Below are 24,132 nucleotides of genomic sequence, written 5' to 3' on the forward strand. Positions count from 1 at the left end.
CTTCCCATATTTATGCACAGCATTTATGGCTAGGTCAATCCTTGTGGGTGCAGATTTTAGTCTTACTTTAGGCGCTTAGAATATAAAACAGCAGGTAAGTCACCCTGCTCATCAGTATGCGTGTAAGATTTGACAAACGTTAGTCCAAGCTTTTTCATTACTTTTATAGAACTTATATTATCTGCTAACGCACTGGCACTAATATAATTAACATCGGGCTGTTTGGTGAGCTCTGCGCATAATGCTCTCGCAGCTTCAGTTGCATACCCCAGCCCCCAGCTTATTTGTTTAAAGCGCCAACCAATTTCAATATCACTAAAGTTTGGTTGTTCACTAAAAAAATCCATAGGTCTTAAAAGGACCCAACCAATAAATGTATTGGTGTCTTTAGTTGTCACAGACCAAAGCCCCCAACCCTTTTTAGCATTGCGGTATGCAAGCATACGCGGTATCCCCTCTTCTCTAATTTGTTTTTTAGTTGTAGGCACACCACGCGTTAAAAATTGCATTACTGCAGGGTCTTGATCAAGCTCATATAGTTGTTGCCAATCATGCTCGTTCATTAATTTAAACTTTAACCGCTCTGTTACGGGAACGTTCATTTTCATTACTCTATAATTATCTGGAATTAACTATTAATCTCTTGAGGAGATAGCATATGAACAAATTAGCAGGTTTAGCATTATTAGGCACTTTAATTACTTTAACCGGTTGTGAAGACGCTAAAGAAGTAAAAGAAGAAACAAAAGAAAAAAGCGCTCAAATGCAAGAAAAACTAGGTGATGCCTGGAATGAAGTAAAAGAAACAACACACGATCTTAAAAATGATGAGTCGTTAAACGAGTTACTTCAACAAAGCAAAGCCATGGGCTTAGATATGTACGACGATGGTAAGGAAATTGCTATCGATACATGGATAAAAAGTAAAGAAGCCGCAGGTGAATTAACAGAAAAAACCAAGCAAAAAGCCCAAGAAATTGCTGACGAAATTGAGCAAGCTCGCGAAGAACAAAGTAAGGGGGAATAACTCCCTTTATAATAAAAAGGTAAGCCATTGTGGCTTACCTTTTTTAACCGAAAAAAACAAATGTAGGTAATTAAGCTTTGTATTTGCTCATTACCAAAGTGGCGTTTGTACCACCAAAGCCAAAGCTGTTAGACATCACTGTATTTAGCTCTACATCTTTGCGTTCAGTAACAATATCTAAACCTTCAGCTTGCTCGTCTAATTCATCAACATTAATAGACGGTGCTACAAAACCATGCTCAAGCATTAACAAAGAGAAAATAGCTTCATGCACACCGGCAGCCCCTAAAGCATGACCCGTCATTGCCTTAGTCGCACTGATCATTGGCGAGTTACCACCAAATACGTCCTGAATTGCACCAAGCTCTTTAACATCACCCACAGGTGTTGATGTGCCGTGCGTGTTAAGATAATCAATGCTGTCTACATTTTGCATTGCTTGACGCATACAACGTGCAGCACCCTCGCCCGATGGAGCAACCATATCGTATCCATCAGATGTAGCACCATACCCGACTATTTCAGCGTAAATATGTGCGCCGCGTGCTAATGCATGCTCTAGCTCTTCTACGACTACAATGCCACCACCGCCAGAAATAACAAAACCATCACGATTAGCATCATAAGTACGCGATGCTTTTTCTGGTGTTTCGTTGTATTTAGTAGAGAGTGCACCCATTGCGTCAAATTCCATAGCAAGCGTCCAGTGAAGTTCTTCACCGCCACCAGCAAACACAACGTCTTGCTTGCCAAGTTGAATTTGTTCAACCGCATTACCAATACAATGCGCCGACGTAGCACATGCAGAACTAATTGAATAATTAACACCTTTTATTTTAAAAGGAGTCGCTAAACATGCTGAAGTTGTACTGGCCATAGTGCGAGGCACCATGTAAGGGCCTACACGCTTTACGCCTTTTTCACGCAAAATATCGGCGGCTTCTACTTGCCATTTAGATGAACCACCACCAGAGCCAACTATAATACCCGTGCGCTCGTTTGACACTTGCTCTTCTGATAACCCTGAGTCTTCAATTGCTTGAGTCATCGAAATGTAAGAGTACGCAGCAGCATCACCCATAAAGCGCATTGCTTTGCGGTCAACATGGTCTTTAACGTTTATATCAATTTTACCTGATACGTTGCTACGCAAGTTGTAGTCAGCAAACTCTTGGTTGAAAGCGATACCACTTTTACCTGTTTTTAATGACTCTAAAACTTCTTCTTTGTTGTTACCAATGCTTGATACAACACCGATACCGGTAATTACGGCTCTTCTCATGGGTGATTCCCTTAGCTTAATACTTAATTGCGTTTTATTTTACGCGAATTTAATCACTTAAGTGGTCAGCTTTCTAGCGTACACTTGTACTCTGAACTGCTAGCTTATAAATAACGCCAGACTATTACAAAGAAAACCCGTAAAATAATGAAAAATATATTTTGTAAATTTAAAAATTATGATTAAAAACGCACATATACACTTTAACGATTTAGGTACACCGTTTGCTGATGACTTTGGTGATATTTATTTTTCGAATGACGACGGTCTTGCCGAATCGCATTATGTGTTTTATGAGCAAAATAATATAGAAACTCGATTACAAACTCATGACCAACCCCATTTTGTAATAGCAGAGACAGGGTTTGGTACTGGGTTAAATTTTTTAAATACATGGCAACACTTTAACGATCATATTGCACGTCAACAATCACAAAATCAATTAGATAAAGGTGTAAAGCGCCTTCACTTCATTTCGTTTGAAAAATACCCATTAAAAGTTAACGATTTAAGTAAAGCGCTTCAAGCGTGGCCTACATTACAAAAATTAAGTGAAAAACTCGTCAACAATTACCCTATTAATTTACAAGGGTGTCACCGACTTGAGTTTGACAACGGACGTGTTGTCCTCGACTTACATTTTGGCGATGCACTCGCGTCTATTAATACAATGAGCTACCCACAAACAGGGATTGTAGATGCCTGGTATTTAGACGGGTTTGCCCCAAGCAAAAACCCTGAAATGTGGCAGCAAAGCTTATTTAATAGCATGGCTGACATTTCAAAAGCAAAGGCAACTCTAGCTACGTTTACAGCAGCAGGTTTTGTTCGCCGTGGTTTAATAGAAGCCGGGTTTGATACAATTAAAACCAAAGGCTTTGGCAAAAAAAGAGACATGCTAATTGGCCAAATACCACATGCAAACACGGCTCAATCAGCCCCCCCTTACTTTAATCAAGACGATAGTAAACTTAATAACGTCGCTATTATTGGCGGCGGTATAGCCAGTAGTTGTATTTTATACAGCCTTGCTAAACGCGGTATAAACGCTGAATTATTCTGCAAAGACCCGCAGCCTGCCATGGGCGCGTCACATAATGTGCAAGGCGCGGTGTACCCTCATTTACAAGCTAAAGATTCACCGCATAGTGAACTTTTTGCACATAGTTTTTTATACGCAAAGCGCGTTTACCAGCAATTATTAAATGATGGATTTAGCTTTGATCACCAATGGTGTGGTGTTTTGCAGCATGCTGTAAAAAAGCCCCTTGCTGATAAACACAAAAACCTTGCTCAAAAGCAACTTTGGCCAAAGCAACTTATGCAAAACGTAACCGCAGAGCAAGGCGATGAAATAGCCGGCGTTCAAACTGGGTACCCCGGTGTTTATTTTGAACAAGGTGGTTGGGTTAATCCACCACAACTCGTTAATGCAATGCTAGGCGCAGCCAATAAGCTAATGCCCCACAACAGCCACTTTAATTGCAATATAGTAAACATAGAAAAAACAGCAAACGGCTGGGTTTTAACAAGCAATAATCAACAGTTTGGCCCATTTAGCGATGTTATTATTTGCGCTGGTGAGCACAGCGACACATTTGAGCAAACAAAATCACTTCCTATTGTAGGCGTGCGCGGGCAAGTATCGCATGTTCAAGCAAGTCCTGAATCTCGAAAGCTTAAAACGGTACTTTGCCATAAAGGCTACTTTACACCAGCTTATTTAGACCATCATTGCATGGGCGCTACATTTGATAAAAACATTAAAAGCCGCCATGTTTCAGATGAGGATAACCACACTAACCGTGCTCAACTCATAAACTTTTACGATCATAGCGACTTTGCTACAACGTTAGGAAAAGTAAGCTCTGCAAAAGCAGCAGTAAGATGCACATTCATCGACCACTTGCCAATGGCTGGGCAATGGTGTGAACAAAGCGATTATACAAATGCATTTGCAAACCTGAGGTTGGGTAAGCGTTATCAATATTTGCCTCTCAATCATCCTCAACAAGGGCTACATATTTTTACGGGCTTTGGAGCTCGTGCCTTGTGCAGCGCACCACTGTGTGCTGAACATTTTATTAGCTGCTTAGCAAACGAGCCGCGCCCACTCAGCGAGCGAGTAAGCCAAGCTATACACCCCGCTCGCTTTATTGTAAGAGATTTAATTCGTAATAAAATATAAATGACAAAGCCCACTATTTGGGTAAACTGTTCTCAATAAAAGGAACTTAAAGAGTCACAATGAAAAAATTAATTATACTATCGCTGTTATTGTTTACCTCGTTTAAAACACTTGCCATAAATGTTATTGATATTGCAGTGCCAGATGAGTTTGTAACAACTATGGAAGTAACAGATGAATACCCACTTGTTAAAACTGGGTATTTAACGCAGTCTATTTCCTCCATTACAGACTTTTATCAGCAACAATTAGGTGACCCATTGAAGATAACCGGCAGTGAAAACTACCGCACCCTTTATTACAATTACCAAAATCGTAAAGTACGTATTAGCTTATACCACCGTAACTATGTGACCGAAGTGAGTATAATGATTGAGAAAACGTTATAAAAACACAAATATAACCACTCATTTTCATACTCAGTTAAGGTACTCTTTTTATATTAAATGTTTTTTAAAATTAATACGTTAATGTCTCTTTTTGCCCTTTAAAAACAATTTTTAAGCCCAAGGTCTACTTGTAAGCAAATACATTTACTAACAAGTGAAAGGAGTTAATTATGAGTAAGACCTTAGTTATTGGCGCTAGTGGTCAAATTGGTAAAATGACAACGGAGTTATTACTTAAGAACGAACAAAATGTTACCGCCCTTGTTCGTGATAAAACTAAGCTAAGTGATTTAGAAAGCCCGTTTTTAAATATTGTAGAGCAAGATTTAGAAGGTGATTTTAGTGAAGCTATTAAAGGTTGTGATCAAGTAATTTTTGCGGCTGGTTCTGGTGGAAGCACCGGCGACGACAAAACACTATTAATTGATCTATGGGCTGCAGCAAAAGCGGCTAATTACGCAAAAAACAATAACGTTAAGCACTTTATTATGGTCAGCTCAATAGGTGCAGATAACCCTGACGCAATAGAAAGTGATTTAAAACCATACTTAGTTGCTAAGCACATGGCCGATGAACACCTTGCCACTAGTAATTTAAATTACACCATTGTTCGTCCGGGCACGCTCACTGATGAAAGCGCATCAATGAAAGTGACAACACAGCGCCCTGATGACCAAGATAAGGCTAAAATTAGTCGTGAAAATGTAGCCAATGCACTGCTGCATATCGCAACCAATTCGTTTGAAAAGAACCGTATTTTTGAACTTTTTGACGGTGATACTGCCATTAAATCTGCGGTTAAATAGCCAAAGTGCTCCATTAACAAAAGCGTTAATGGGGCAACACTCTCAACTATTAGCAAGTAAACTGAACAGCTAACACTCAAAACAAGCTGTTAATATTTAAATCTAAAAAAAACAAATCATTTAGATGCGCCACAACAGCTATATGGCTACCACAAACAATTTACCCTCTAGCTACCAACAACTGCAAACCAAAGTAGTGCCTGTGAGAGTTAATAAATTAGCAATAGAATCCCTTGACGATAAGCCTCAAGTGAGCAGCGTTCTGTGACCTAAACGTAACCTACTATCCCTCTTTCTTTCAAATTTTCCTCTCGTAAAGTCATTTACTGTATTAAGTTTAAGCACATTAAATTATTAATAAAAAATCATTAGTGAGGAATATAGAAAACAGAGTCTTAATCTGTTAAGTTTATGTTATGTATATAGATAAAAAAGCTCCTTAAGGGAAATGAAAACAAAGGAATTAAAGTGAGCGCTACATTTAAAATTATTTTTAATGGCCAACTACACCAACATGCCAATATTTCATTGGTACAAAAACAACTTAGCCAATTTTTAAATATTCCCCACACTATTGCTATAAAGTTGTTTGATGGTAAATCTTACGCATTAAAAAAAGATCTAACGAGTATTGAAGCCGTTAAAAAAGATCTAACGAGTATTGAAGCCGTTAAAGCAGAATCGTCACTAAAAGAAATGGGCTTAATAACACGAGTTGAACTGCATCAATCTACCGCTCTTACAGCTAAGCAGTATCCTTTAGCGTTAAAAAAATTAACAAAACATGATGATGCAGAAGAACATAAAACGTCTAATTCAAAACGTACACTACTGCAGAAAAAAACTAATTCTATACAAACTATAATTACGCGTTACAAAAACGACAAAGTAAAGCTACAGCGATCTTCACTAAAAAGCCTACTCTATCTTTGCTATATAGCTCTGTTAGTTATGACAATTACGGGCCTTACTATTAGCTATAATTTGCTTTCAAATACAATAAGTGAATCGCAAAGTAACACGATAATTGGCTTAACCTACCAAGATTACAAACAGTACATAACTGAGCAAAAGGCAGTTAGTAATCAACAAAAAACGAATTTGAGTGCCAATAATAACGCACAGCAAAGCCACGATAACGAGCAGTTCAATCGTTTTTCTCTATTAATTAACAGCTATGCCGACAGTGTAAAGCAGCCTAATATTGAAAAAATGGGAGGAGAAAAATTAAACCTTCGCCTGCAAGAAATAGACGACTTAGGTGAGAAAAATGCGTTTTGGTTGCAACTCATTAATTTAGCAAAAAGTTTAAATAATGACGCACATACAATGAGTACACTCAATAATACAGATCCAAATAAAGTACAATGGATCAACGCCGTAGACTGGATAAGCCAGCGTTATATTAGGCAGCAGCAAAATGGCAACGCACACCCTAAAGTTAATCAGCCCAACAACGCCGTAATTAACTTAACGCTATCAATTAGTGTTTTATCACTACTTATATTAATGATCATTGTGATAAAAATGAAGCTACGCACAATAAGAGAATCATAATAGCTTTTATTAACCACATAAAAAAACCCGCAACTTGATTGCTCAAGTTGCGGGTTTTTTTGGGTTTTTAAACAAACGAATTTAAAAACCGTTATTGGTGGGCTGGGGTCATCTTAACCATGATTGTAAATCACTGAATTATAAGCACAAACCAAACAAACAGAAAGCAAGGTACCACCTTCAGTACTACTTAAGTTAAAACTCATGCCATTTTTACTGTAAGCGTCCGAGCAACGACACCTAGCAGAGTGGATTTAATTAATTGAAAATACCATCAGTTTTTACTGGAGGTATTATGCAAAGTATTAGAGGAAAAAAAAGTATTAAATAAAAGCCAAGTAAGTTATCAATTTCATCAAGAAGCGTCACTTCCTAGGACTGCACGATATAACAAGGTGAGGTTGATAAAAGTTATTATTGATAGTGAAACAGTTAAGTATGCACTTCACATAATGCACCATATTGAAGGTATTTTTATTGTTATTCTAGCTGATAAAATTCATGTAACAGAAGTCTCGAGGGATCCAGACAAAGGAAGTAGCCCTAACCATAAAAACGAAGACTGTCTTAATAATTGGTTGCAAAATTTGAATAATGGCAAAAGGTTTATGAAAGTGAACTTTCACTATCGACAAGCTTAAAATGAAGATTCTTACCCGCATTGCAGAGTCGAAGTAATTTATAACGTAAATAAAGATGAAGGTGACTATAATTACATGCTTCAACAATCATCAGATGTTCTAATAGTTTCAGGCATGCTTATGCAACGAATTATTTTCGGAATATGCATGAGGTTAGAGGTACTTTGGGTGTGACTGATTATTTTTTTAGCAATGATTAAAATAGCAATACTATTTCAATCAAGCATGCCTTTTAACTTTAGTATTGAAATGGTTTAAAGGTACATTTGAATATGTAAATTAAACCATTCAAACCTCTATTGATTTAAAAACAGAAAGTATTTAAATTTAAAGTAAAGGGGATACCTGTTCAAAGCCTTTAGGTGCTTTCTTGGAGTTTATCGCTTGGTATGGAGATATATAGATTGTAGCAATTTCACTACCATTTTGATGAGTGATTTTATATGCGTCTATAGGTTTATCGATATTTTCAGCCCCAAACGACCCTATTCTAGTATTGTTAACACTTTTTCCGTCTGTCGTTCTTAATCCACCTAAGTATAATATGCTTCCTTGAACTGTGTTGGTTGGAATTGGATTACTGGGAACTAAACCAAATTCACCGATGCCATTAGGCATTTCATCTTCAGTACATCCGGCTTTGTTCATTTCAGACATAAGTTCAAAAAGCTCCTTCTGCTCCTTCATGCCAGGTATATCCATGAGTTCGTCATATGCCGATTTCTGCTTCTTTTTTCTAAAAATATCAAATAATCCCATTAAATCCTCCTAATACTAAATTGGTTTTCTTTATTCTTTAAACTCAAAAAGCTATGCTTTCTCTTTAAATCCACCTACGAGGGCATAGCCAATTAGTAACTCAATCAACGTTGCGATTGCCCAAGGACCCCAAATAATTCCCCATACAACTGAAATAGCAACTATTGCAACAAGTGCATTTTGTTTGTTTTTAATAAACAGTCCCAAAACAGCCCCTAAACCAACAAAAATAAAAGCATAGAACAACATAACATTCCCTCTTAAAACCTATCAATTAAAATCAAACAACCAACAAAGTTTCTAGCAAGAAGACTCTGGTAATCCTTTTTCTCTATTTAATTTTTGAGCAGCTTTGCATGCTGAACGAGACTGTTTTCCAGCACACTCACGATTAAATTTATCGACTAAAGAAGAATGTTTTTTTACTTCTTTATTATAAGTATCAACAGATTCTTGGCTGTAACTATCAACCACTTGATTGGCTAGTTTTTTGCCAAGCCATTCTCCTTGATTGTATAACTCAACACACTCTTCCATTTTTTCATCTGATATTACCGGAACATTGGTGCTAGTGGATGAAGTTGGAGGTATTTTGTAAGTTGATTGAGCATTTACAAAAGAAATATATGCAAGGGGGATACACAAAAGACAAATACCAATTTTTTTCATATTAAAACTCTATTACTTGTCTATTAAAATTAATCAAATTTAAAATCGATTTTTTTTAGGCTGTTTTCATCTGGCATTTTTATATCTAACTTAACCTTTTCTGAACTAGGTCCTCTGATTCGTCCAACGTATGGATTAACATGTAAAACATCTACGTCTCCAAATCTTTCGAAAATTTCTTCGTCACGTACCTTTAAATGTGCTCGTAAATGCTGAATAAACCTTTTTTCATTCTCATCATGCCTGCCATCAGCATTGATAAGCCTTAATGCAACTTCCAATACAATTAATTCCTTAATAGGGTTTAATTCAGAACGCTCTAACTCTTCAAACATTTCAGAAACGAGGAGAACACCTTTATCTTTAAACTCTATTATTAACTGCTCTAGCTCAAGAGATAAATCAACATCATTAAAGAATGATGTTGATTTATCTATATTTTTCATTTCCTCTATTTCAAGAGTATCAATATCTCCATCACACCCCATGGTGCAAAAAGCAATTTTAAATAATAATTTTTTAAATTCTATTTTTTCCATTATTGTTAATCCTAAATGTTTACTGAATAAAACCCATAGGTTTTTTGGCTGGCTCAGCCTTATCATCTTCAATTTTCTTTTTTAATTCTTCATATTTTTTCAACTCAGAATGAGAAACTGAAGGTTTGTTTGTTTTTATGGTATTTAAAACATGTTCAGTAGATATTCTGGCTTTTTCACCCAAAGCTACTCTAGAAGATTCATCAATCAAGAACTTAAGATCACTTGATACATAGTTTTCAGTTTTAGTTGCTATTAATTCGTAATCAAAATCCAACTCCACTGGCCTATCCTTCAAATAAAGCTTGAACATTTCAAGTCTGGCATCAAAATCAGGGGGTGGTAGGTATATTATTTTATCTAAACGTCCCGTTCTTAAAATGGCAGGATCTATTCTCTCTGGTCTGTTTGTAGCTGCTATAACAAAGATGCCTCGTTCTGAACAGTTTGACATTTGTGCCAAGAATTCATTTACTGGCGCTGCATGCATCTGATGTAAGTTACTATCTTCCCTGCTAGGAACAACAGCATCAATTTCATCTATAAAAACAATTGAAGGGGCATTATCTGAAGCATCTTTAAAAATTTTTCCAATATTATCTTCAGTTGCATTAATAAATTGACTTTTGATATCTGAAGGCTTCAATTCTACAAAATTAAAGCCTACTTCTTCTGCAAACTGTTGTGAAATGAATGTTTTTCCACACCCTGGCGGTCCGTACAGTAGCATGCCATTAGGTATGGTTAATCCATAGCTCTTGTATAGCTCAGGTTCATTTAATGCCCTAATTACATCAGTATCAAATAAGTCTTTTAAGTCAGTCATACCTGCAATTGCAGAAAAACCTTCGCCTTTTTTAGGTTTTTTCCTTACACCAGCAGAGTTACTTATTGAGCCTTTAGCATTTCCTTCTTCGATACGAACAGGATTATGTAACGCATCTAAAAATGAACTTAGAGTATTGAAGCGTTGGTCTACATCCTGATGCAAGGCTTTACTTAAAGTATCTTTTAAACTTTCATCCTCAAGTTTGTCCCCAGAAGGAAGTAAAAATCTTAACCTTTCTTCTCTTTTTTCAAATAAAGCATCAACAAATTCAGGTTGAAAGTATTCGTTAGTCGGATTATCCAAATGCCAAGGAGGAATACCAAAAATCATATGGTAGAGCATTGCCCCTAGAGAGAATATATCGCTCTGAACTGTATAAACACCGTTATACAATTCTGGGGCAATATAAAAAGGGTTTAATAACTTAATATTTATTGATTGGTTAACATCCTGTAGGTATCTCGAACACTGGAAGTTAGTGATTATTGGGTGAACAGTTTCTTTTGTGTAATCAAGCACAATATTTTGCATATTCAGGTTATTGTGCACGATCGTAGGATTATGGTTATGTAATACTTCAATAGCTTTGGCTATTTTTAGTATTAAAGATACCGCAGAAAATTGTGAAAAAGGACCATCCCTTGCGATCTTTTCCTTTAAGCTTTCTCCACTAACAAATTCAGACACTAAATAGTGATATTTACAATTATTTTTAAAAATTTCACCACTATCAACATAAGTAATAATATTTTCGTGGTGTACTTGTTTTAATATTTCTGCTTCAAGTAAGCTTTCAGTTGCAAAGCTATGCCTATGAATTTTCGAACTATTATACAGAGCAATAAGACAAGTTTTTTCCAATTTGTCTTTTGCTCTGTAAAGCTCAAAGTTAGCATTATTTTCTAAACAAAATAATATTTTATATTTAGAGTCAATATATTCTTGTTTATCAAAAGTACTTTCCAAGTGAATCTCCCTTAACCAATAAGCTCTGTACCATCGCCTTCGCTAAGCATAGCTTTGTCAGCTTGAGGCAACATGCTGTATAGCTCTGATACAATAGGGCGAAGTCTCTCTTTCGAAGGAGCGTCTGCGGCAATTTGCAAGCCTCTATCTAATAAAGATCTTGCACTATAACGATCTGACCATTGCAGCATGTCAAATTCTTCATTTAAGTTATAAAGCAGTGCTATTTCCATTTGAGCGCCAAGTCCTTCATCAGCTATAGAAAAATTCAGTTGGCGCATATTATCAATTAACTCTTGCGCTACTATCACATCTTTATGCTTGATAACTTCCGGTATTTGAGCTTTAAATTGGTTTATCAGTGTTTTAGCTCTTTCATTTTCAAATTCATCATTTGTTTCTTCTAATTGATAAAAAACTGATTTTAATTCTTCTTCAACTTTTGGCCACTCACTATCACCTTGAATTGTTTCTATCTTCTTAATAGCTGAACGTAATCGATGAAGAATACCCATTTTTCTATCATAATCAGTCTTACCTAAATCAAACTCTTCTTTAATACTACTTAGTTCTGACTCTAATGAATCAAGTTCAGCTTTATCTTGGTAAACACCTTCTTCACAGATCAATTGATGAGATTGAATGCTTTTATTTATTTCTGTTGCTAAATACTCTTCTGGTATTTCCTTTTGAGTTGTATCTTTAGGAACTTCAATTTCATGAGTGAAATCTAGAGTAGGAAAGTATGCAGATACAGTCATTCTTTCCGATTTATCTATTTTTACAGTCAGTTCAACATCACTGCCTTCAGGAAGAAGTTTTGGTAAATGTTCACCTGTTATAAGTACATCATAAACATGTTCATTATGTATTGCTCTTGTTCCTTTAGCACCGTGTTCACCTTGGTACAAAGCAATTTTTAAAGAGTCCTCTTTAAGCCCAGGTCTAATAGCCTTTTGTGTTTTTAAGCCATTTTTGGTTCCCACAGCAGGGGTCGGTTGATTTTTTTCCAATCCTTTTATTGGTTCAAATATTATTTTACCTGATTCTCGACTCTTAATTTCTACGCCATAATGGTATGGCAGGGTTGCACTACCGATTTTTGAGCCTTGGAAAATTGTAAATGATTCAGGCTCGCAATCGAGAAGATTTCCTTTTTCATCACTCACAGTGACACTGAATAAGTTTGATGTGTCTTGCTTTAAAATAACATCAATCACTTCACCACTTTTTTCTACCAGCGTCTTACCCGTAGACCATGATTTATCACTATTAGTAAACTCTACAAAAACCTTCTCAGGGACATCGCCATCTGTTTTTTCTTCAAGTATTTTTACAGCAACGAACTCTTCTTCTTCAACCGTAGTCGATTCATAACTTAACTGTAATTGTATTTTAGCTCTATCTCGTTGTTCTTCTTGAACGTCTTCTGAAATATCAACCGTTGCCGCAAATAAAGCAGCCCCTTTTGATACAACTGTCATCGGATCTACACTGAGGTCTGGCTTTATTAATTGTTCTTCAACCATTCTCCGAAGTATAGGTGAATAGGTTGGTCCGCCAACAAGCAATAATGATTTAAGGGAAGTTGCAGGAATATTCATTCTTCCTAACAACTCTTTACACGTATCAATAGATTTTTGAAATACAGGTCCTACAGCATCCTCCATCATTTGTTGGGTAACAGTGATATCTAATTCTAACTCTTCACCATCATCATCTTCACAAGGAATATCACCTAAATCGGATAAAATATTATGTGTATCGTTAAAAGACATTTGAATCTTTGTCTCTTCAGCATAAAACTTCATTCCGGCTTGCAATGCTATTTTATTTTGCTCATCGGATAGTAAATCATCTAATTCATACTCCTCTTGTAAATAAGGAAAAATAATTTTATCTACAATGGCAAGGTCTAAATTCTTACCTCCTAAATAGTTATCTCCCTCGGTATCAATAACTTTCATGATCCCTTCGTGTACTTCTACTAGAGCAGCATCAAAAGTTCCTCCACCGAAATCAAACACTAAAATATGTCCATCTTTTATCGATGAGGTAGTTCCATAAGCCATTGCTGCGGCAATAGGCTCTTGAAGTAATTCGCATTGAGAAAAACCTGCAAGTTCTGCTGCCCTGAGGGTGGCATCTTTCTGGTTACTAGTGAATTTTGCCGGAACAGTGACAACAACAGAGTTAACACTTTCATCTGACACAAAAGATCTCATCGTTTTCAAAACTTCTGAGGATAACTCTTCAGAGTTATATTGATGGTCCATGATTTGAGAAAAATAAGTTTTATCTGTACCCATGGTACGTTTAAACTCAATAAAAGCATTACTAATAGCTTTCTCTGGACTCTTTAATGCTTTTAACTTATCTCTTTTTAAGGCGCTATAGGCTGAATCACCGACTTGAATCGCTTTCTTTTTATTAAAGAAAATACAAGAAGGCATGGTATCTTTTAGGGTATCCGTTTTAAGAATAGTGGGTTCGCCTTGTTCTATTCTTGATATCGCTGAGTTTGTTGTCCCAAGATCGATACCATAATCAATTTTATTTCTTGCCATTATTATTCCCCTACACTGACTTCAATTTGAGCCGCTTGTATCATTGTGCCTTTAAAATTTACTTGTGGTTTAATTATCTTTGTTATGATCTGTTCATCTGTTTCTAATTCATCACTAGGAACGAAAGAAACAGATGCTTTCATTCTGTCATCATAAGGTTGATTTAACATTTTCAATATTTCATACCCGTTAGCAGCAAAGTTGTCTTGTATTCGCTTAACCGAAGCGATTAATTGCTTTAATCCTTTAGTTTTGGCATCCATTCTTGATGTGTTTTTTTCAATTCTTACAATTTCATCTGCTACTTTTAACGCTAAAGAGTGATCTTCTTCTGAAGACTTTTGAGAACTAATATTGTTTGAAAGTAATTCTAATAATTCAGCAAGCTTTTTATCAGCATTTAGAATATTTGACTCAACATCTTGTTTAAATATGTTAAGAGTATCTAAAATAGATTTTTCTTTATTAACAGTGAATAACCTAGAAGCAAAAAATGATACAAGAAGAAGAAAAGCTGTTATGCCGATTGCAGCAACTAAATACAAGATATAATCATCAAGCCTTAACACACTGTTTGATGTATCAGTAGAAATCTTCTCAAGGTTACCATCTGTTTCATCAGCGTATGCTTGTAGCTGTTTGATGGCATTGTTCAATTTAGATGTTGCATCACCAAGCAACTGATTAAGTCTATTAACCTCTGCAATTAATTCTTCATCCGATTTTTTGTATTCTATTTTAAGTGAGGTCAAGTCACTTTTAATCATTGATTGATTATTAGTAACCAAACGGTTTAATTGTTTGGTTTGTTGATTTACTTTATCAAACTTTTGATTGAGAGCTTTATCAATATCGCTAATTATTGTGTTTAGTTTGGCAATTTTGCTTTCATGGATATGAATATTTGAGCTATTTTGTTCCTCAATAACTTTTAGGTCATTTAGGTTTTCAGTTAAAGTTTTGAGTTTATTTTCTACGCAGGCTACTTTGTTACGACTGATAGTGCCAGCTTGAATCAACTGCTCTATAGATGCATCATTTCCAAACAATGAGTTTTCATTAACTTTTTGTGCTATATTTTGGTAAAATTCATCTTCACCAGCACACTCTTTTCCTACCGCCTGGCCACTTCCTATAAAAGCTAGTAATATTAAAAATGATATTCTTTTCATTTATGTAACTTCCTAATGAATTTGTCTAATTGTTTTCTTATGAGTAAGTTTGGTTTTTCATATCCCTGAAGCAAAGAAACCAAATGTGGGGATGTTTTGTAGTAGATTTTTATGAATAACCTTCCGTACCAACTCTGACTAAGAACATTATCTCTAAATTGTCTAAGTACTAATACTTGAGGATGGTCATAACTGCCATAGGCCATTGTCGCAACATAGCAAGCACCACTATTTTGCTTTTGAACTTGTCTACTGACTTGTTTATTAATTTGCTCAAGAGTCGTTGTTAAGTCAGATATTGTTTGCAAGTTTTCCCTAACTCTTGCTTTGACTTCATATGAGCCACTTATGTTTAGTAATTTTTGAGTAATATTCTTGGCCTGAGCAAACGAACTAAGCATATTATCAAGGCCATACTGTTTAGGATTTTCCTGTAATTTATTTACAACAGCTATTAGCATATTGAGCGCATTATTTGCTACTGCATCACAAAACATAATATATGTTTCATCACTTCTACCTAATTTATTGCCTATAGACTCTAAATCATCTTTACATCTATTTACCAAGTTATTTACTGTACTTATTGAATCACTAGAGCTTTGAAAAGTTTCAATTGCTTGAGTAATGTTAGAAACATGCGTTTTAACTCCTTCAATTAATCTTTCTGCTTCTTTTTCTTCTTCCCTTTCTTCTAATAAACCTTCTAGGGTCTCTCTATTCTCCATTAATCGTTCAGCTACTTGACCAGATACATCAATTTTTTCGGAAAAGCTTAATACTAATAATGCATCCCTATGGATATCATAGTTTTCATCATCTACCTGAGCATTATAAAAATCTATGCTGCATTGGAGAATTTCATTTGCAAGGTTGTTTGCTAACAATTGATATTTTACATTATCATTCCCTAAAGTAGTCCGAAGAGAGTCTAGCCAGCCCTTAGAGCTACTGTATAGGTCTATCCCAAACTGGTTAGCTTTTAAAGGAAACTCTTTTCTACGTTGAGTGCACTTATCAATTCTGTTTTTTATTTCTCTGACAGGCTCTTCTGTAAATTTATCAGCTAAATACTTTTGAATATTGGAAGGAAATGAACTAAACAACCCTATAACATCATTCGCCTTAATTCCATGTGACTTACCTATATAAGGGCTAAGCCATTGCAATGTTTCATCTACAAATTGCTCAGTAAGTTCACCTGAGTTTATACAATCCGACTTAATATGAAGCAATTCCGTTAATTTAGACAAAGACTGGCTTCTTAAAAGCTTCCCTTTTAAGTAGAGTCCTTTACTTAACATTTTATGGTTAATTCTAGTTCCATCAAATGATAGCGCTGAATACAATGAAGATAGATTTAAATATGCTGAAAAATTCTTATCATTCACTTCCTCTTTTAATTTTTTATTCCATATTTCAATAGCGGATGATACTTCATTATCTTCAAGCTTTTTATGAGCTATTTCATCAAAAGAGGTTTCACTTACAAACCAAAACAATGCGTAGTAAAATTTTTTATAACTTTGCTCGATTTGTCCAGATGCTTGATGAATTGCATCTATGGGGCGTTCAATTGTTCTTAAGAAGGGATAGTCTGTAGGGAAATGTACGGTTTTTCCGACATCAAGATAACGCTTAACTTTCGCTATTTGTTTTTGAAGTTCTCTTTCTGTCGAATTAGCATTTAATCCAAGTATACGAAATGGGTTCTCATGGATTATATCCACGTAATACCTCCTAGGTTATCTACCTACGTTTAAAGTGAGCAAAATATAGTGAGAAACTTTAGGAATATAATAAAGGTTGGAGAAGAGCTTTAAACATCCAATGTACACAGTCACATCCGCTATAATATTTTTTTACAACATTAAAACTGATATAGCAAGACATAAATTAAATCAAGTAGTACAAGTGCTCAATAATCAGCCAATTACCACGGGGTAGTTTGCACTGCCCCATATTTGGTCTGAACTATCCATAATAATGTCAATAATAAAAGGTACTAATTGCGATAAGAATGTAACTGAATCGCGAATTTGTGTACGGTTAGCACTACTATTCCATGTTGCACCACCATGAACTATCTGATTTCTGAGGGTGTACATTCGCTGTAAAACAATTGTTATCAATTGCTCTGTATGTTTATTCGCTAAAGCATAATTAGCTGAAGCCTTAGCTTTTGAAAATCGCTCTTTCCATTCAGTTTCTGATATTTTTCCATTATGGAAATCCCAGAACGGCTGGTAAACAAACTTATTATCTAACAAAACTCTAACGCTGGAAGTAAATTCAGACCATAACAAGTTATACAGTTTATTATCTTTATCTAGCTCGACTAGCTTTGAAACAAATAACGAAAATGCTTTAGTTTCTGTATGCTGTAAGCATTCAGTATCTTGTGCATATGCAGCATTGAAAGCAATCCATAAAAAGACAAACTGACTATCTTTGTCATCAGCACACTGCTCTGATTTATCAAGCCAGCTTAGCGCCCTATGAACTCTTAAGGCTAAGTTTTCAGAAAACCCACTTCGAATTTGTCTTTGTTTATTTTTTAATTCTTGGAATTTCACACTACATCCTTATATTTATACTAAATCTTAATTGATATTTTTAACCGCTTTACCAAAGACATTCTGAAAATCTAGTGCTTTTTCGCACAACCAGTGATGATATTCTTCCCAGTTATCTTGCTTCTTCAATTCACCATTAGTGTATAACTTAATTCGACTAGCTTTTTTGTCAGGTAACGCTTCCCACTCTAATTTTTCATTTAACTTACTTTCTATTTCATCTTTATTCGTTTCTAATCCGTAGTAAATATCTTTTGAGTCAGAAATATATATCTCACAGCCAAGTTGGTTAGTTTGGCTATTAAGCGACAATTACGGTGGCCGGTCTAGCGACAATTATCTTGGCCGGTTGATCTGATAAGGTTCGGTACAGCAGAACGGAGGAGTTCACTGTGCCGGGAACACGAATCACTGATCAGCAGGTCACTATTTATATGAAACATAGAAAGCGTAATAGCCAAGTTATCGCGGCTGCGAAAGCAGGTATTTCTGAACGTTCAGCAAGGCGCATTGATAAACTGGATGAGCAGCCATTGTCTAATAAACGCCAATGGCGAACACGTATAGATCCACTTGAATCTATCTGGGACAGTATTGTTGTCCCTCTACTTCAAGGTGATGCTACGTTAACTCCAGTGGGAATTTTTGATCATCTTTGCGAGTTTCACACCGACAAATTTAACCCGAGCTCACGGCGTACATTAGAGCGTCGAATTCATAAATGGCGGGCACTGTATGGCTCAAGCAAAGAGGTCGTATTCCTGCAAACACACGAGTATGGCCTATTAGGTATATGTGATTTCACACATGTGAAGTCACCCGTTACCATTGCTAGTGAACCCCTTAAGCATATGTTGTTTCATTATCGTATGCCCGCCAGTGGCTGGGCTTACGCCCAAGTGATTTACGGCGGTGAAAGCTTTGCTGCTTTTTCTGATGGTGTGCAAAACGCATTTAAAGCAGCCGGCGGTGTGCCTAAAGAAGTGCGTACAGACAGTCTCAGTGCCGCCTATCGTAATCATACTAATGATAATGATTTTACAGAGCGCTTTAATGAGCTAGTTATCCATTATGGCTTTAAAGCGACCCGTAATAACCGCGGTATTGCGCATGAAAATGGGGCTATTGAGAGCCCTCATGGGCATCTTAAATCGCAACTGGAGCAAGCATTAAAAATCCGTGGTAGTTATGACTTTCAGACAAGAGAAGTCTATGAATCGTTTGTTGCAGACATTGTTGCTCGCCGTAATCGCCGTGTAAGTGATAAGTACGCAGTAGAGCAGCGACAATTACACGCTTTACCACGGACGATGAGCGTCAATTACACCGAGCATTATCTAACGGTGTCACGTACGAGTACTATTTCATTGAAACGTGTTACCTATAGCGTCCCGTCACGCCTTATTGGTAGCCGATTACTTGTTCGTTTATATGACAACCGCTTAGAGCTGCGCTATGGCAGCGATTTAGTTCAAACGTTAGCGCGTGTCTATGCTTCTAAAGGGTGCCGTGCACGCAATATTAGTTACTTGCATGTTATTGACGCATTGGTTAAAAAACCATTGGCATTTCGCTACTCACAACTACGTGACGACTTACTCCCAAGCGACAATTACAAAGCTATTTGGGAATACGTTAATACTCATCTTTTAGCGGATGAAGCGAGCTATTACATGGTAAAACTGCTCCATTTAGCAAAACAAAGTGGGTGTGAACGTCAATTAGGACGATTTGTAGCAGTGTCAATTACTCAGCGACAATTACCGGCCATCCGAGAATGTGAAGCGCAATTTTTAGTGATTGCATCAAACATACCCACAATAAAAATAAAGCAACACAGCTTGAGCGCTTATAGCAGCATGATACCGGGAGGTCTACATGGATAACTTCACGGCCTCGTTACCTTTAATGCTGAAACAATTAAAGCTTAGCACCATGCTTCAACAGTGGAATACCCTGGGAAAAAAAGCGATGGAAGAACAATGGAGCCCGCAGCAATACTTGTCTGAGCTGTGCCATGTTGAACTTGCGACACGCGATGACAAACGCCTTCAGCGGCTTTTAAAAGATGCAAAATTGCCAATGGGTAAACACCTTAGCAGCTTCGACTTTACCCTTGTTGATGGGGTTAGTAAGCCCCTTGTTGCTGATTTAATAAATCAGCCGGATTGGTTGAAGCACGGTGGCAATATATTGTTATTTGGCGCCAGTGGTCTTGGTAAAACGCATATCGCCAGTAGCATCGGTTATGGCCTTATCGAGCAGGGCCATAAAGTTAAGTTCGTTGCCGCGTCAGCGATTGTTCAACAACTCCAGCAAGCAAAGCGACATTTACGCTTGCAAGACGAACTTGTAAAGCTCGATAAATACAGCTTATTAATCGTTGATGACGTTGGTTACGTTCGAAAAACTGAACAGGAAACGAGCGTGCTGTTTGAATTGATAGCCCATCGCTATGAGCGACACAGCATGATCATCACATCAAACAAATCATTTGAGCAATGGGATGAACTATTTGAAGATTCAACGATGACAGTCGCGGCAATCGATCGTTTGGTTCATCATGCCACGATTATTCATTGTGAAGGTGACAGCTACCGACGCAAAACAGCGCTCAATAAGAGTAAATAAAATTCGGTATCAACCGGCCAAGATAATTGACGCGGAACCGGCCAAGTTAATTGACGCTAGATAGTTTGGCTATTAACAGTTAAGCCAATATGAGCATTAGAAGAACCAAAACTTATATCATACCAATGTTGAGGATTCGCTTTCCTAAGCTTAATCTGGTGCTTATTATCTTGAACATATTCTCTGAATTTCGTCCAAAATTCTAATTGAAGCATTTTTGTGGCCGATAGCTCAGGCGATGTAGATGTAGATTTTTTAACCGCTTTAGCCCAATCATTAGGTTGAGCAATAATATTGAATTTCGGTGCGCATGATGAATCACCGATTTGCCACACTTCCATTTGAATAGCGAAAATATTTATCTTTTGATCTGTATGTTCATTAAGCCAATCAATTGCTTGTTTATGTTCATCTCTAACACTTTTTACAATCCATATTATGAATTCAGCATCAAAGCCAGAAGCGTAAGTAATTATCTTACCAAGATGATCATGATCTGTGGCTTCTAGCTGGTTTTCTATCACTATTTTTCTATCCGTGTTTGTTTCTTCAGCAAGAATATCAACATTAAACTTACCCACGCTAGCCTCAGTTTGAAGCAGACTAATATCAATACCCACTTCATCGCTTAATAGCTCAAGGTTTTCTTCTTTAGCCAACCAGTTAGTAAAGTCTAAAGCTTCATGCTTCCATACTTCGTAAGCGTCCGGCAATCTACACCTAGCTTTTGATATTCCAAGGCAGTAAATCATCGATTTGGCAACCCGGTTTGCAGATTTGGGTTAAATAATAGCTAATATAATCGTAAGGTATTAGTCCGTTGGCCTTTGCCGTTTCCACTATGCTGTAGAGCATTGCACTGGCGTTGGCCCCATTAGCTGTTTGGCTAAACAGCCAATTTTTGCGGCCAATGACAAAGGGTTTAATCGCCCGCTCAGCGCGATTATTGTCGATAGACAAATGACCATCTTCAACATATTGAACCAACTTATCCCATTGATTCAGGCTGTAGTTGAGCGCTTCCCCTAATTTGGATTTAGGTAAGGTATTGAGCAAAGATTTTTCCAACCAAGCTTTATATTGGTTAAGTAATGGCTCCGACTCTTTTTTCCGGATGGCTTGTTTTTCAGGCGCTGTTTTATCTTTGATTCTGGTTTCAATTCGATACAGTTTTTGAATATGATTCAACGCCCAATTTGCTTTGCCCGTTTTTCCTTTGGGTTGCGCTTTTTCAGCTTCATCAAACTTACGCCGTGCATGTGCCCAGCAGCCAGCAAGCTTAGCTTTAGTTTGGTCATACCCTTGGTAACCATCCACTTGAAGGTAACCTGTATAATTAAGTAAAAAATTCGCAGGATAACAACCTGAACGACCCGGCTGATATTCATACAGTACGATATTTTTAAATGGGTTATTTGCTACAGGCGTGTCAGTACCTGTGCAATATAACCACATATAGGATTTTGTTTTGTCATCACTCACCACATTGACTGTGGTCTCGTCCGCTTGAATGACATGTTGCTCTAATAAGATTTGATGCAATTTGTCATACAGTGGTTTAAATAAACTGGCACATTTGATTATCCAGTCACTCATGGTTTGTCGACTGATTTCAATGCCGTGTTGTTTAAACATGGTTTCTTGCCGATAAAGCGGCAGAGCGTATTGATATTTACTGGTGATGATTTGGCTGAGTAAGCTTGGTGTTGCAATGCCTTTAGGAATTGGACTCGCTGGCATCGGGGCTTGTTTGATTTGAACTTGTGTTTCGTTTTGCTCACAGGCTCGGCAGCTGTATTTAGGTCTAACATGTTCAATCACTTTGATTTGAGCTGGAATAAATTCAAGTTTTTCAGATTTATCTTCACCCATTTTATGCATTTCACCACCGCAGCAGTCACAGCTTTTATTTTCGATGTCGTGCACAATCACTTCGCGTGGTAAATCAGCCGGTAACGCAGTGCGTTTAGCTTTTTTACGGGTGTAAGTAACGGTTTCGTTTTCAGCTTCAACTTCACGTTCTAACTCAGCGATGTCTTCCGCTTCGTTAAATAAATCACCTTGTGCAGGGTGGCCTTCGGTTGATTTACCGAATTGTTTTTGTTGGGCTAATTTGAATTGTTCTTCTAAATACGCGATTCTGGAATCTTTATCCGTTACTTGTTTTTCAAGTTCGGCAATGCGTTTGAGAAGTTGCTGCTCTAGTTCAGTCATAGGGGGTATTTTACCCTGTAACTCGCTGATTATCTGCATGTTATTCAGATTAAAAGCTGATCAGGTATGAGCTAAAGTTATAAGCTCAAGTTTGATAAAATCAGCGGTTTATGACCAACAATATCAAAGCCATCGAGCAGCCAGTGCAGTTGTTGCTCAGATAAAACAAGCTGGTTTTCATGCTCGGCATTCGGCCATTTAAACTTATTGTTTTCTAATCGCTTATGCCACAAAGCAAACCCCGTTTTATCCCAGTAAAGGATTTTGAGTTTATCTTTGCTTTTGTTGCAGAAGATAAATAAAGCACCGGACATCACATTTAAATTCATTTCAGCGACAACAATATTAGCTAAACCATTAATCGATTTTCGAAAGTCCACCACTGGGCGGTGCAGGTAAATGTCACTTGGCTCAACAAACATTTTCATTTAACTAAACCTCTAATCAAATCAGACAAATACTGTGCAGAGGTTGAACCTGGCAATTTTAATTCTCCAACCTGCAAAGTCAGTGTGATATGGGCAGGCTCAACGATTTCTTGCAAACGGGTTTGTTCAGTTTGAATGGTCACTTTGCTGAAACTAGATTGGGCGGTTAATTGTTTGCGGTACTTATAAAAAGTGGACGTTGCTAAGTTATTTTGCTGGCAAAAATCTTGTATGTTTAAACCAGAGCCTGGTTGTCGGTGAATTAAATCTAGCCATTGTTGTGTTCGATTGGTTTGCATAACTCACTCCTGTTATTAAAAAGAAATGAGCTTAGCGAATATAAAATAAATGTTTAGGTGTGGTTTAGCCGACGGTTACTTTTTACTCCTAACACTTAGGATTTAAAAATTTGTGGCTAAAATATTAATTTTATATTTTTATCAATTTTTGAGTTTATCTAAAAGAGCATTAATTGCATTTTTACGCCAACTGCTTAAATACTCATTTATAAAATGCTCAAGTTCATCGTCGGTATAAAGCCTACAGCAACGGTCTGATATCGCTAATTGGTTTTTTATTTCGTGCATATCAAAATTATAAAAGATTACTTCTGCCCATTCATAATCACCAAGATCACATTCCAGCTCTTGCTCTACATCATCAGCAGAGCAATGCCCTCTATAATCCGCTACCTGCTCATCCTCAAAATATGTGTCGCACATAGTCTCTACTAAACTATATGCATTACTGTCATCATTAAATGTGACTGTACCTTCAATAATTAGCTTTACTAAATCACGTAATGAATTGAGCTTAACTTCCATATTGCTCGCCTGCCAATGAGTCTTTTCATTTAATTAAAAAGGTAAGCTATTACGGCTTACCTATAAAA

At 36.8% G+C, this 24,132-nt stretch carries 24 protein-coding genes; 7 read left to right on the forward strand and 17 right to left on the reverse strand.

Annotated features, from left to right (window positions below):
* Positions 1-62 precede the first annotated feature (62 nt).
* The gene (locus PS1M3_RS11180) at positions 63-608 is read right to left on the reverse strand and encodes a GNAT family N-acetyltransferase (RefSeq protein WP_203984254.1); all 546 of its coding nucleotides are present in this window, start codon (positions 606-608) and stop codon (positions 63-65) included.
* A 50-nt stretch (positions 609-658) separates the two neighbouring features.
* Here PS1M3_RS11180 and PS1M3_RS11185 point away from each other — a divergent pair, with 50 nt between their 5' ends.
* Positions 659-1,027 (forward strand): hypothetical protein, encoded by a 369-nt coding sequence (locus tag PS1M3_RS11185; protein ID WP_203984257.1) that lies wholly within the window; start codon positions 659-661, stop codon positions 1,025-1,027.
* A gap of 70 nt (positions 1,028-1,097) precedes the next feature.
* Here the strand turns inward: PS1M3_RS11185 and fabB are convergent, their stop codons facing one another.
* Positions 1,098-2,309, reverse strand: a complete 1,212-nt coding sequence (gene fabB / locus PS1M3_RS11190; RefSeq protein ID WP_008126923.1) for a beta-ketoacyl-ACP synthase I — start codon at positions 2,307-2,309, stop codon at positions 1,098-1,100.
* A gap of 178 nt (positions 2,310-2,487) precedes the next feature.
* On the opposite strand from fabB, the gene mnmC reads away from it, so the two are divergent.
* The 4 genes from mnmC (at position 2,488) to PS1M3_RS11210 (ending at position 7,249) form a co-directional block, all read left to right on the forward strand.
* The gene (mnmC, locus tag PS1M3_RS11195; protein ID WP_203984259.1) at positions 2,488-4,497 is read left to right on the forward strand and encodes a bifunctional tRNA (5-methylaminomethyl-2-thiouridine)(34)-methyltransferase MnmD/FAD-dependent 5-carboxymethylaminomethyl-2-thiouridine(34) oxidoreductase MnmC; all 2,010 of its coding nucleotides are present in this window, start codon (positions 2,488-2,490) and stop codon (positions 4,495-4,497) included.
* 59 nt (positions 4,498-4,556) lie between these two features.
* On the forward strand, positions 4,557-4,886 hold the full coding sequence (locus PS1M3_RS11200; RefSeq protein WP_203984261.1) for a hypothetical protein: 330 nt from the start codon (positions 4,557-4,559) through the stop codon (positions 4,884-4,886).
* 170 nt (positions 4,887-5,056) lie between these two features.
* A complete protein-coding gene (locus PS1M3_RS11205; RefSeq protein WP_203984263.1) occupies positions 5,057-5,692 on the forward strand; it encodes an SDR family oxidoreductase in 636 nt (211 codons plus the stop codon).
* 468 nt (positions 5,693-6,160) lie between these two features.
* Entirely contained in the window at positions 6,161-7,249 is a 1,089-nt protein-coding gene (locus PS1M3_RS11210; protein ID WP_203984265.1) for a hypothetical protein, read from the forward strand.
* 968 nt (positions 7,250-8,217) lie between these two features.
* Here the strand turns inward: PS1M3_RS11210 and PS1M3_RS11215 are convergent.
* From PS1M3_RS11215 to PS1M3_RS11260, 10 genes are all read right to left on the reverse strand, one after another.
* On the reverse strand, positions 8,218-8,649 hold the full coding sequence (locus PS1M3_RS11215; protein WP_138741019.1) for a hypothetical protein: 432 nt from the start codon (positions 8,647-8,649) through the stop codon (positions 8,218-8,220).
* 51 nt (positions 8,650-8,700) lie between these two features.
* Complete coding sequence (locus tag PS1M3_RS11220; protein WP_138741018.1) at positions 8,701-8,898, reverse strand: hypothetical protein; 198 nt, start codon at positions 8,896-8,898, stop codon at positions 8,701-8,703.
* Positions 8,899-8,949: 51 nt separating this feature from the next.
* The gene (locus PS1M3_RS11225; protein WP_138741017.1) at positions 8,950-9,318 is read right to left on the reverse strand and encodes a hypothetical protein; all 369 of its coding nucleotides are present in this window, start codon (positions 9,316-9,318) and stop codon (positions 8,950-8,952) included.
* A gap of 29 nt (positions 9,319-9,347) precedes the next feature.
* On the reverse strand, positions 9,348-9,857 hold the full coding sequence (locus tag PS1M3_RS11230) for a hypothetical protein (protein ID WP_138741016.1): 510 nt from the start codon (positions 9,855-9,857) through the stop codon (positions 9,348-9,350).
* A 19-nt stretch (positions 9,858-9,876) separates the two neighbouring features.
* Positions 9,877-11,652 (reverse strand): AAA family ATPase, encoded by a 1,776-nt coding sequence (locus PS1M3_RS11235; RefSeq protein ID WP_138741015.1) that lies wholly within the window; start codon positions 11,650-11,652, stop codon positions 9,877-9,879.
* Between the two features lie 11 nt (positions 11,653-11,663).
* Positions 11,664-14,219, reverse strand: coding sequence for an Hsp70 family protein (locus PS1M3_RS11240; RefSeq protein ID WP_138741014.1), 2,556 nt, complete (start codon positions 14,217-14,219; stop codon positions 11,664-11,666).
* 2 nt (positions 14,220-14,221) lie between these two features.
* Entirely contained in the window at positions 14,222-15,391 is a 1,170-nt protein-coding gene (locus tag PS1M3_RS11245) for a hypothetical protein (RefSeq protein WP_203984273.1), read from the reverse strand.
* Complete coding sequence (locus PS1M3_RS11250) at positions 15,388-17,121, reverse strand: CFI-box-CTERM domain-containing protein (RefSeq protein WP_138741013.1); 1,734 nt, start codon at positions 17,119-17,121, stop codon at positions 15,388-15,390. The genes PS1M3_RS11245 and PS1M3_RS11250 overlap by 4 nt, the downstream gene beginning before the upstream one ends.
* A 195-nt stretch (positions 17,122-17,316) precedes the next feature.
* Complete coding sequence (locus tag PS1M3_RS11255) at positions 17,317-17,967, reverse strand: HEPN domain-containing protein (protein ID WP_203984275.1); 651 nt, start codon at positions 17,965-17,967, stop codon at positions 17,317-17,319.
* A gap of 27 nt (positions 17,968-17,994) precedes the next feature.
* Positions 17,995-18,279: a DUF4268 domain-containing protein gene (locus PS1M3_RS11260; RefSeq protein ID WP_203984277.1), complete on the reverse strand. Its 285-nt coding sequence runs from the start codon at positions 18,277-18,279 to the stop codon at positions 17,995-17,997.
* An 80-nt stretch (positions 18,280-18,359) separates the two neighbouring features.
* On the opposite strand from PS1M3_RS11260, the gene istA reads away from it, so the two are divergent.
* Both istA and istB read left to right on the forward strand, forming a co-directional pair.
* Positions 18,360-19,853 carry an IS21 family transposase gene (gene istA, locus PS1M3_RS11265; RefSeq protein WP_203984280.1) on the forward strand — a complete coding sequence of 498 codons (1,494 nt, stop codon included), beginning with the start codon at positions 18,360-18,362 and terminating at the stop codon, positions 19,851-19,853.
* The gene (gene istB / locus PS1M3_RS11270; protein WP_008108712.1) at positions 19,846-20,598 is read left to right on the forward strand and encodes an IS21-like element helper ATPase IstB; all 753 of its coding nucleotides are present in this window, start codon (positions 19,846-19,848) and stop codon (positions 20,596-20,598) included. The genes istA and istB overlap by 8 nt, the downstream gene beginning before the upstream one ends.
* A gap of 56 nt (positions 20,599-20,654) precedes the next feature.
* On the opposite strand, the gene PS1M3_RS11275 is transcribed toward istB, so the two are convergent.
* The 5 genes from PS1M3_RS11275 to PS1M3_RS11295 all read right to left on the reverse strand — a co-directional run bounded on the left by PS1M3_RS11275 (position 20,655) and on the right by PS1M3_RS11295 (position 24,064).
* Positions 20,655-21,311: a DUF4268 domain-containing protein gene (locus PS1M3_RS11275; RefSeq protein WP_203984282.1), complete on the reverse strand. Its 657-nt coding sequence runs from the start codon at positions 21,309-21,311 to the stop codon at positions 20,655-20,657.
* Between the two features lie 7 nt (positions 21,312-21,318).
* Entirely contained in the window at positions 21,319-22,812 is a 1,494-nt protein-coding gene (locus PS1M3_RS11280) for an IS66 family transposase (RefSeq protein ID WP_203987272.1), read from the reverse strand.
* 77 nt (positions 22,813-22,889) lie between these two features.
* Complete coding sequence (gene tnpB / locus PS1M3_RS11285) at positions 22,890-23,240, reverse strand: IS66 family insertion sequence element accessory protein TnpB (RefSeq protein WP_036956871.1); 351 nt, start codon at positions 23,238-23,240, stop codon at positions 22,890-22,892.
* Positions 23,237-23,539, reverse strand: coding sequence for an IS66 family insertion sequence element accessory protein TnpB (locus tag PS1M3_RS11290; protein ID WP_138741057.1), 303 nt, complete (start codon positions 23,537-23,539; stop codon positions 23,237-23,239). The genes tnpB and PS1M3_RS11290 overlap by 4 nt, the downstream gene beginning before the upstream one ends.
* 141 nt (positions 23,540-23,680) lie before the next feature.
* Positions 23,681-24,064, reverse strand: a complete 384-nt coding sequence (locus PS1M3_RS11295; RefSeq protein WP_203984284.1) for a hypothetical protein — start codon at positions 24,062-24,064, stop codon at positions 23,681-23,683.
* Positions 24,065-24,132 lie beyond the last annotated feature (68 nt).

The sequence above is a fragment of the Pseudoalteromonas sp. PS1M3 genome (assembly GCF_016865405.1).
GTDB lineage: Bacteria > Pseudomonadota > Gammaproteobacteria > Enterobacterales > Alteromonadaceae > Pseudoalteromonas > Pseudoalteromonas marina.

Coding starts and splice junctions, on each gene's coding strand:
- PS1M3_RS11180 (WP_203984254.1), bottom strand. CDS start 608: ATGAAAATGAACGTTCCCGTAACAGAGCGGTTAAAGTTTAAATTAATG.
- PS1M3_RS11185 (WP_203984257.1), top strand. CDS start 659: ATGAACAAATTAGCAGGTTTAGCATTATTAGGCACTTTAATTACTTTA.
- fabB (WP_008126923.1), bottom strand. CDS start 2,309: ATGAGAAGAGCCGTAATTACCGGTATCGGTGTTGTATCAAGCATTGGT.
- mnmC (WP_203984259.1), top strand. CDS start 2,488: ATGATTAAAAACGCACATATACACTTTAACGATTTAGGTACACCGTTT.
- PS1M3_RS11200 (WP_203984261.1), top strand. CDS start 4,557: ATGAAAAAATTAATTATACTATCGCTGTTATTGTTTACCTCGTTTAAA.
- PS1M3_RS11205 (WP_203984263.1), top strand. CDS start 5,057: ATGAGTAAGACCTTAGTTATTGGCGCTAGTGGTCAAATTGGTAAAATG.
- PS1M3_RS11215 (WP_138741019.1), bottom strand. CDS start 8,649: ATGGGATTATTTGATATTTTTAGAAAAAAGAAGCAGAAATCGGCATAT.
- PS1M3_RS11220 (WP_138741018.1), bottom strand. CDS start 8,898: ATGTTGTTCTATGCTTTTATTTTTGTTGGTTTAGGGGCTGTTTTGGGA.
- PS1M3_RS11225 (WP_138741017.1), bottom strand. CDS start 9,318: ATGAAAAAAATTGGTATTTGTCTTTTGTGTATCCCCCTTGCATATATT.
- PS1M3_RS11230 (WP_138741016.1), bottom strand. CDS start 9,857: ATGGAAAAAATAGAATTTAAAAAATTATTATTTAAAATTGCTTTTTGC.
- PS1M3_RS11240 (WP_138741014.1), bottom strand. CDS start 14,219: ATGGCAAGAAATAAAATTGATTATGGTATCGATCTTGGGACAACAAAC.
- PS1M3_RS11245 (WP_203984273.1), bottom strand. CDS start 15,391: ATGAAAAGAATATCATTTTTAATATTACTAGCTTTTATAGGAAGTGGC.
- istB (WP_008108712.1), top strand. CDS start 19,846: ATGGATAACTTCACGGCCTCGTTACCTTTAATGCTGAAACAATTAAAG.
- PS1M3_RS11280 (WP_203987272.1), bottom strand. CDS start 22,812: ATGACTGAACTAGAGCAGCAACTTCTCAAACGCATTGCCGAACTTGAA.
- tnpB (WP_036956871.1), bottom strand. CDS start 23,240: ATGAAAATGTTTGTTGAGCCAAGTGACATTTACCTGCACCGCCCAGTG.
- PS1M3_RS11290 (WP_138741057.1), bottom strand. CDS start 23,539: ATGCAAACCAATCGAACACAACAATGGCTAGATTTAATTCACCGACAA.
- PS1M3_RS11295 (WP_203984284.1), bottom strand. CDS start 24,064: ATGGAAGTTAAGCTCAATTCATTACGTGATTTAGTAAAGCTAATTATT.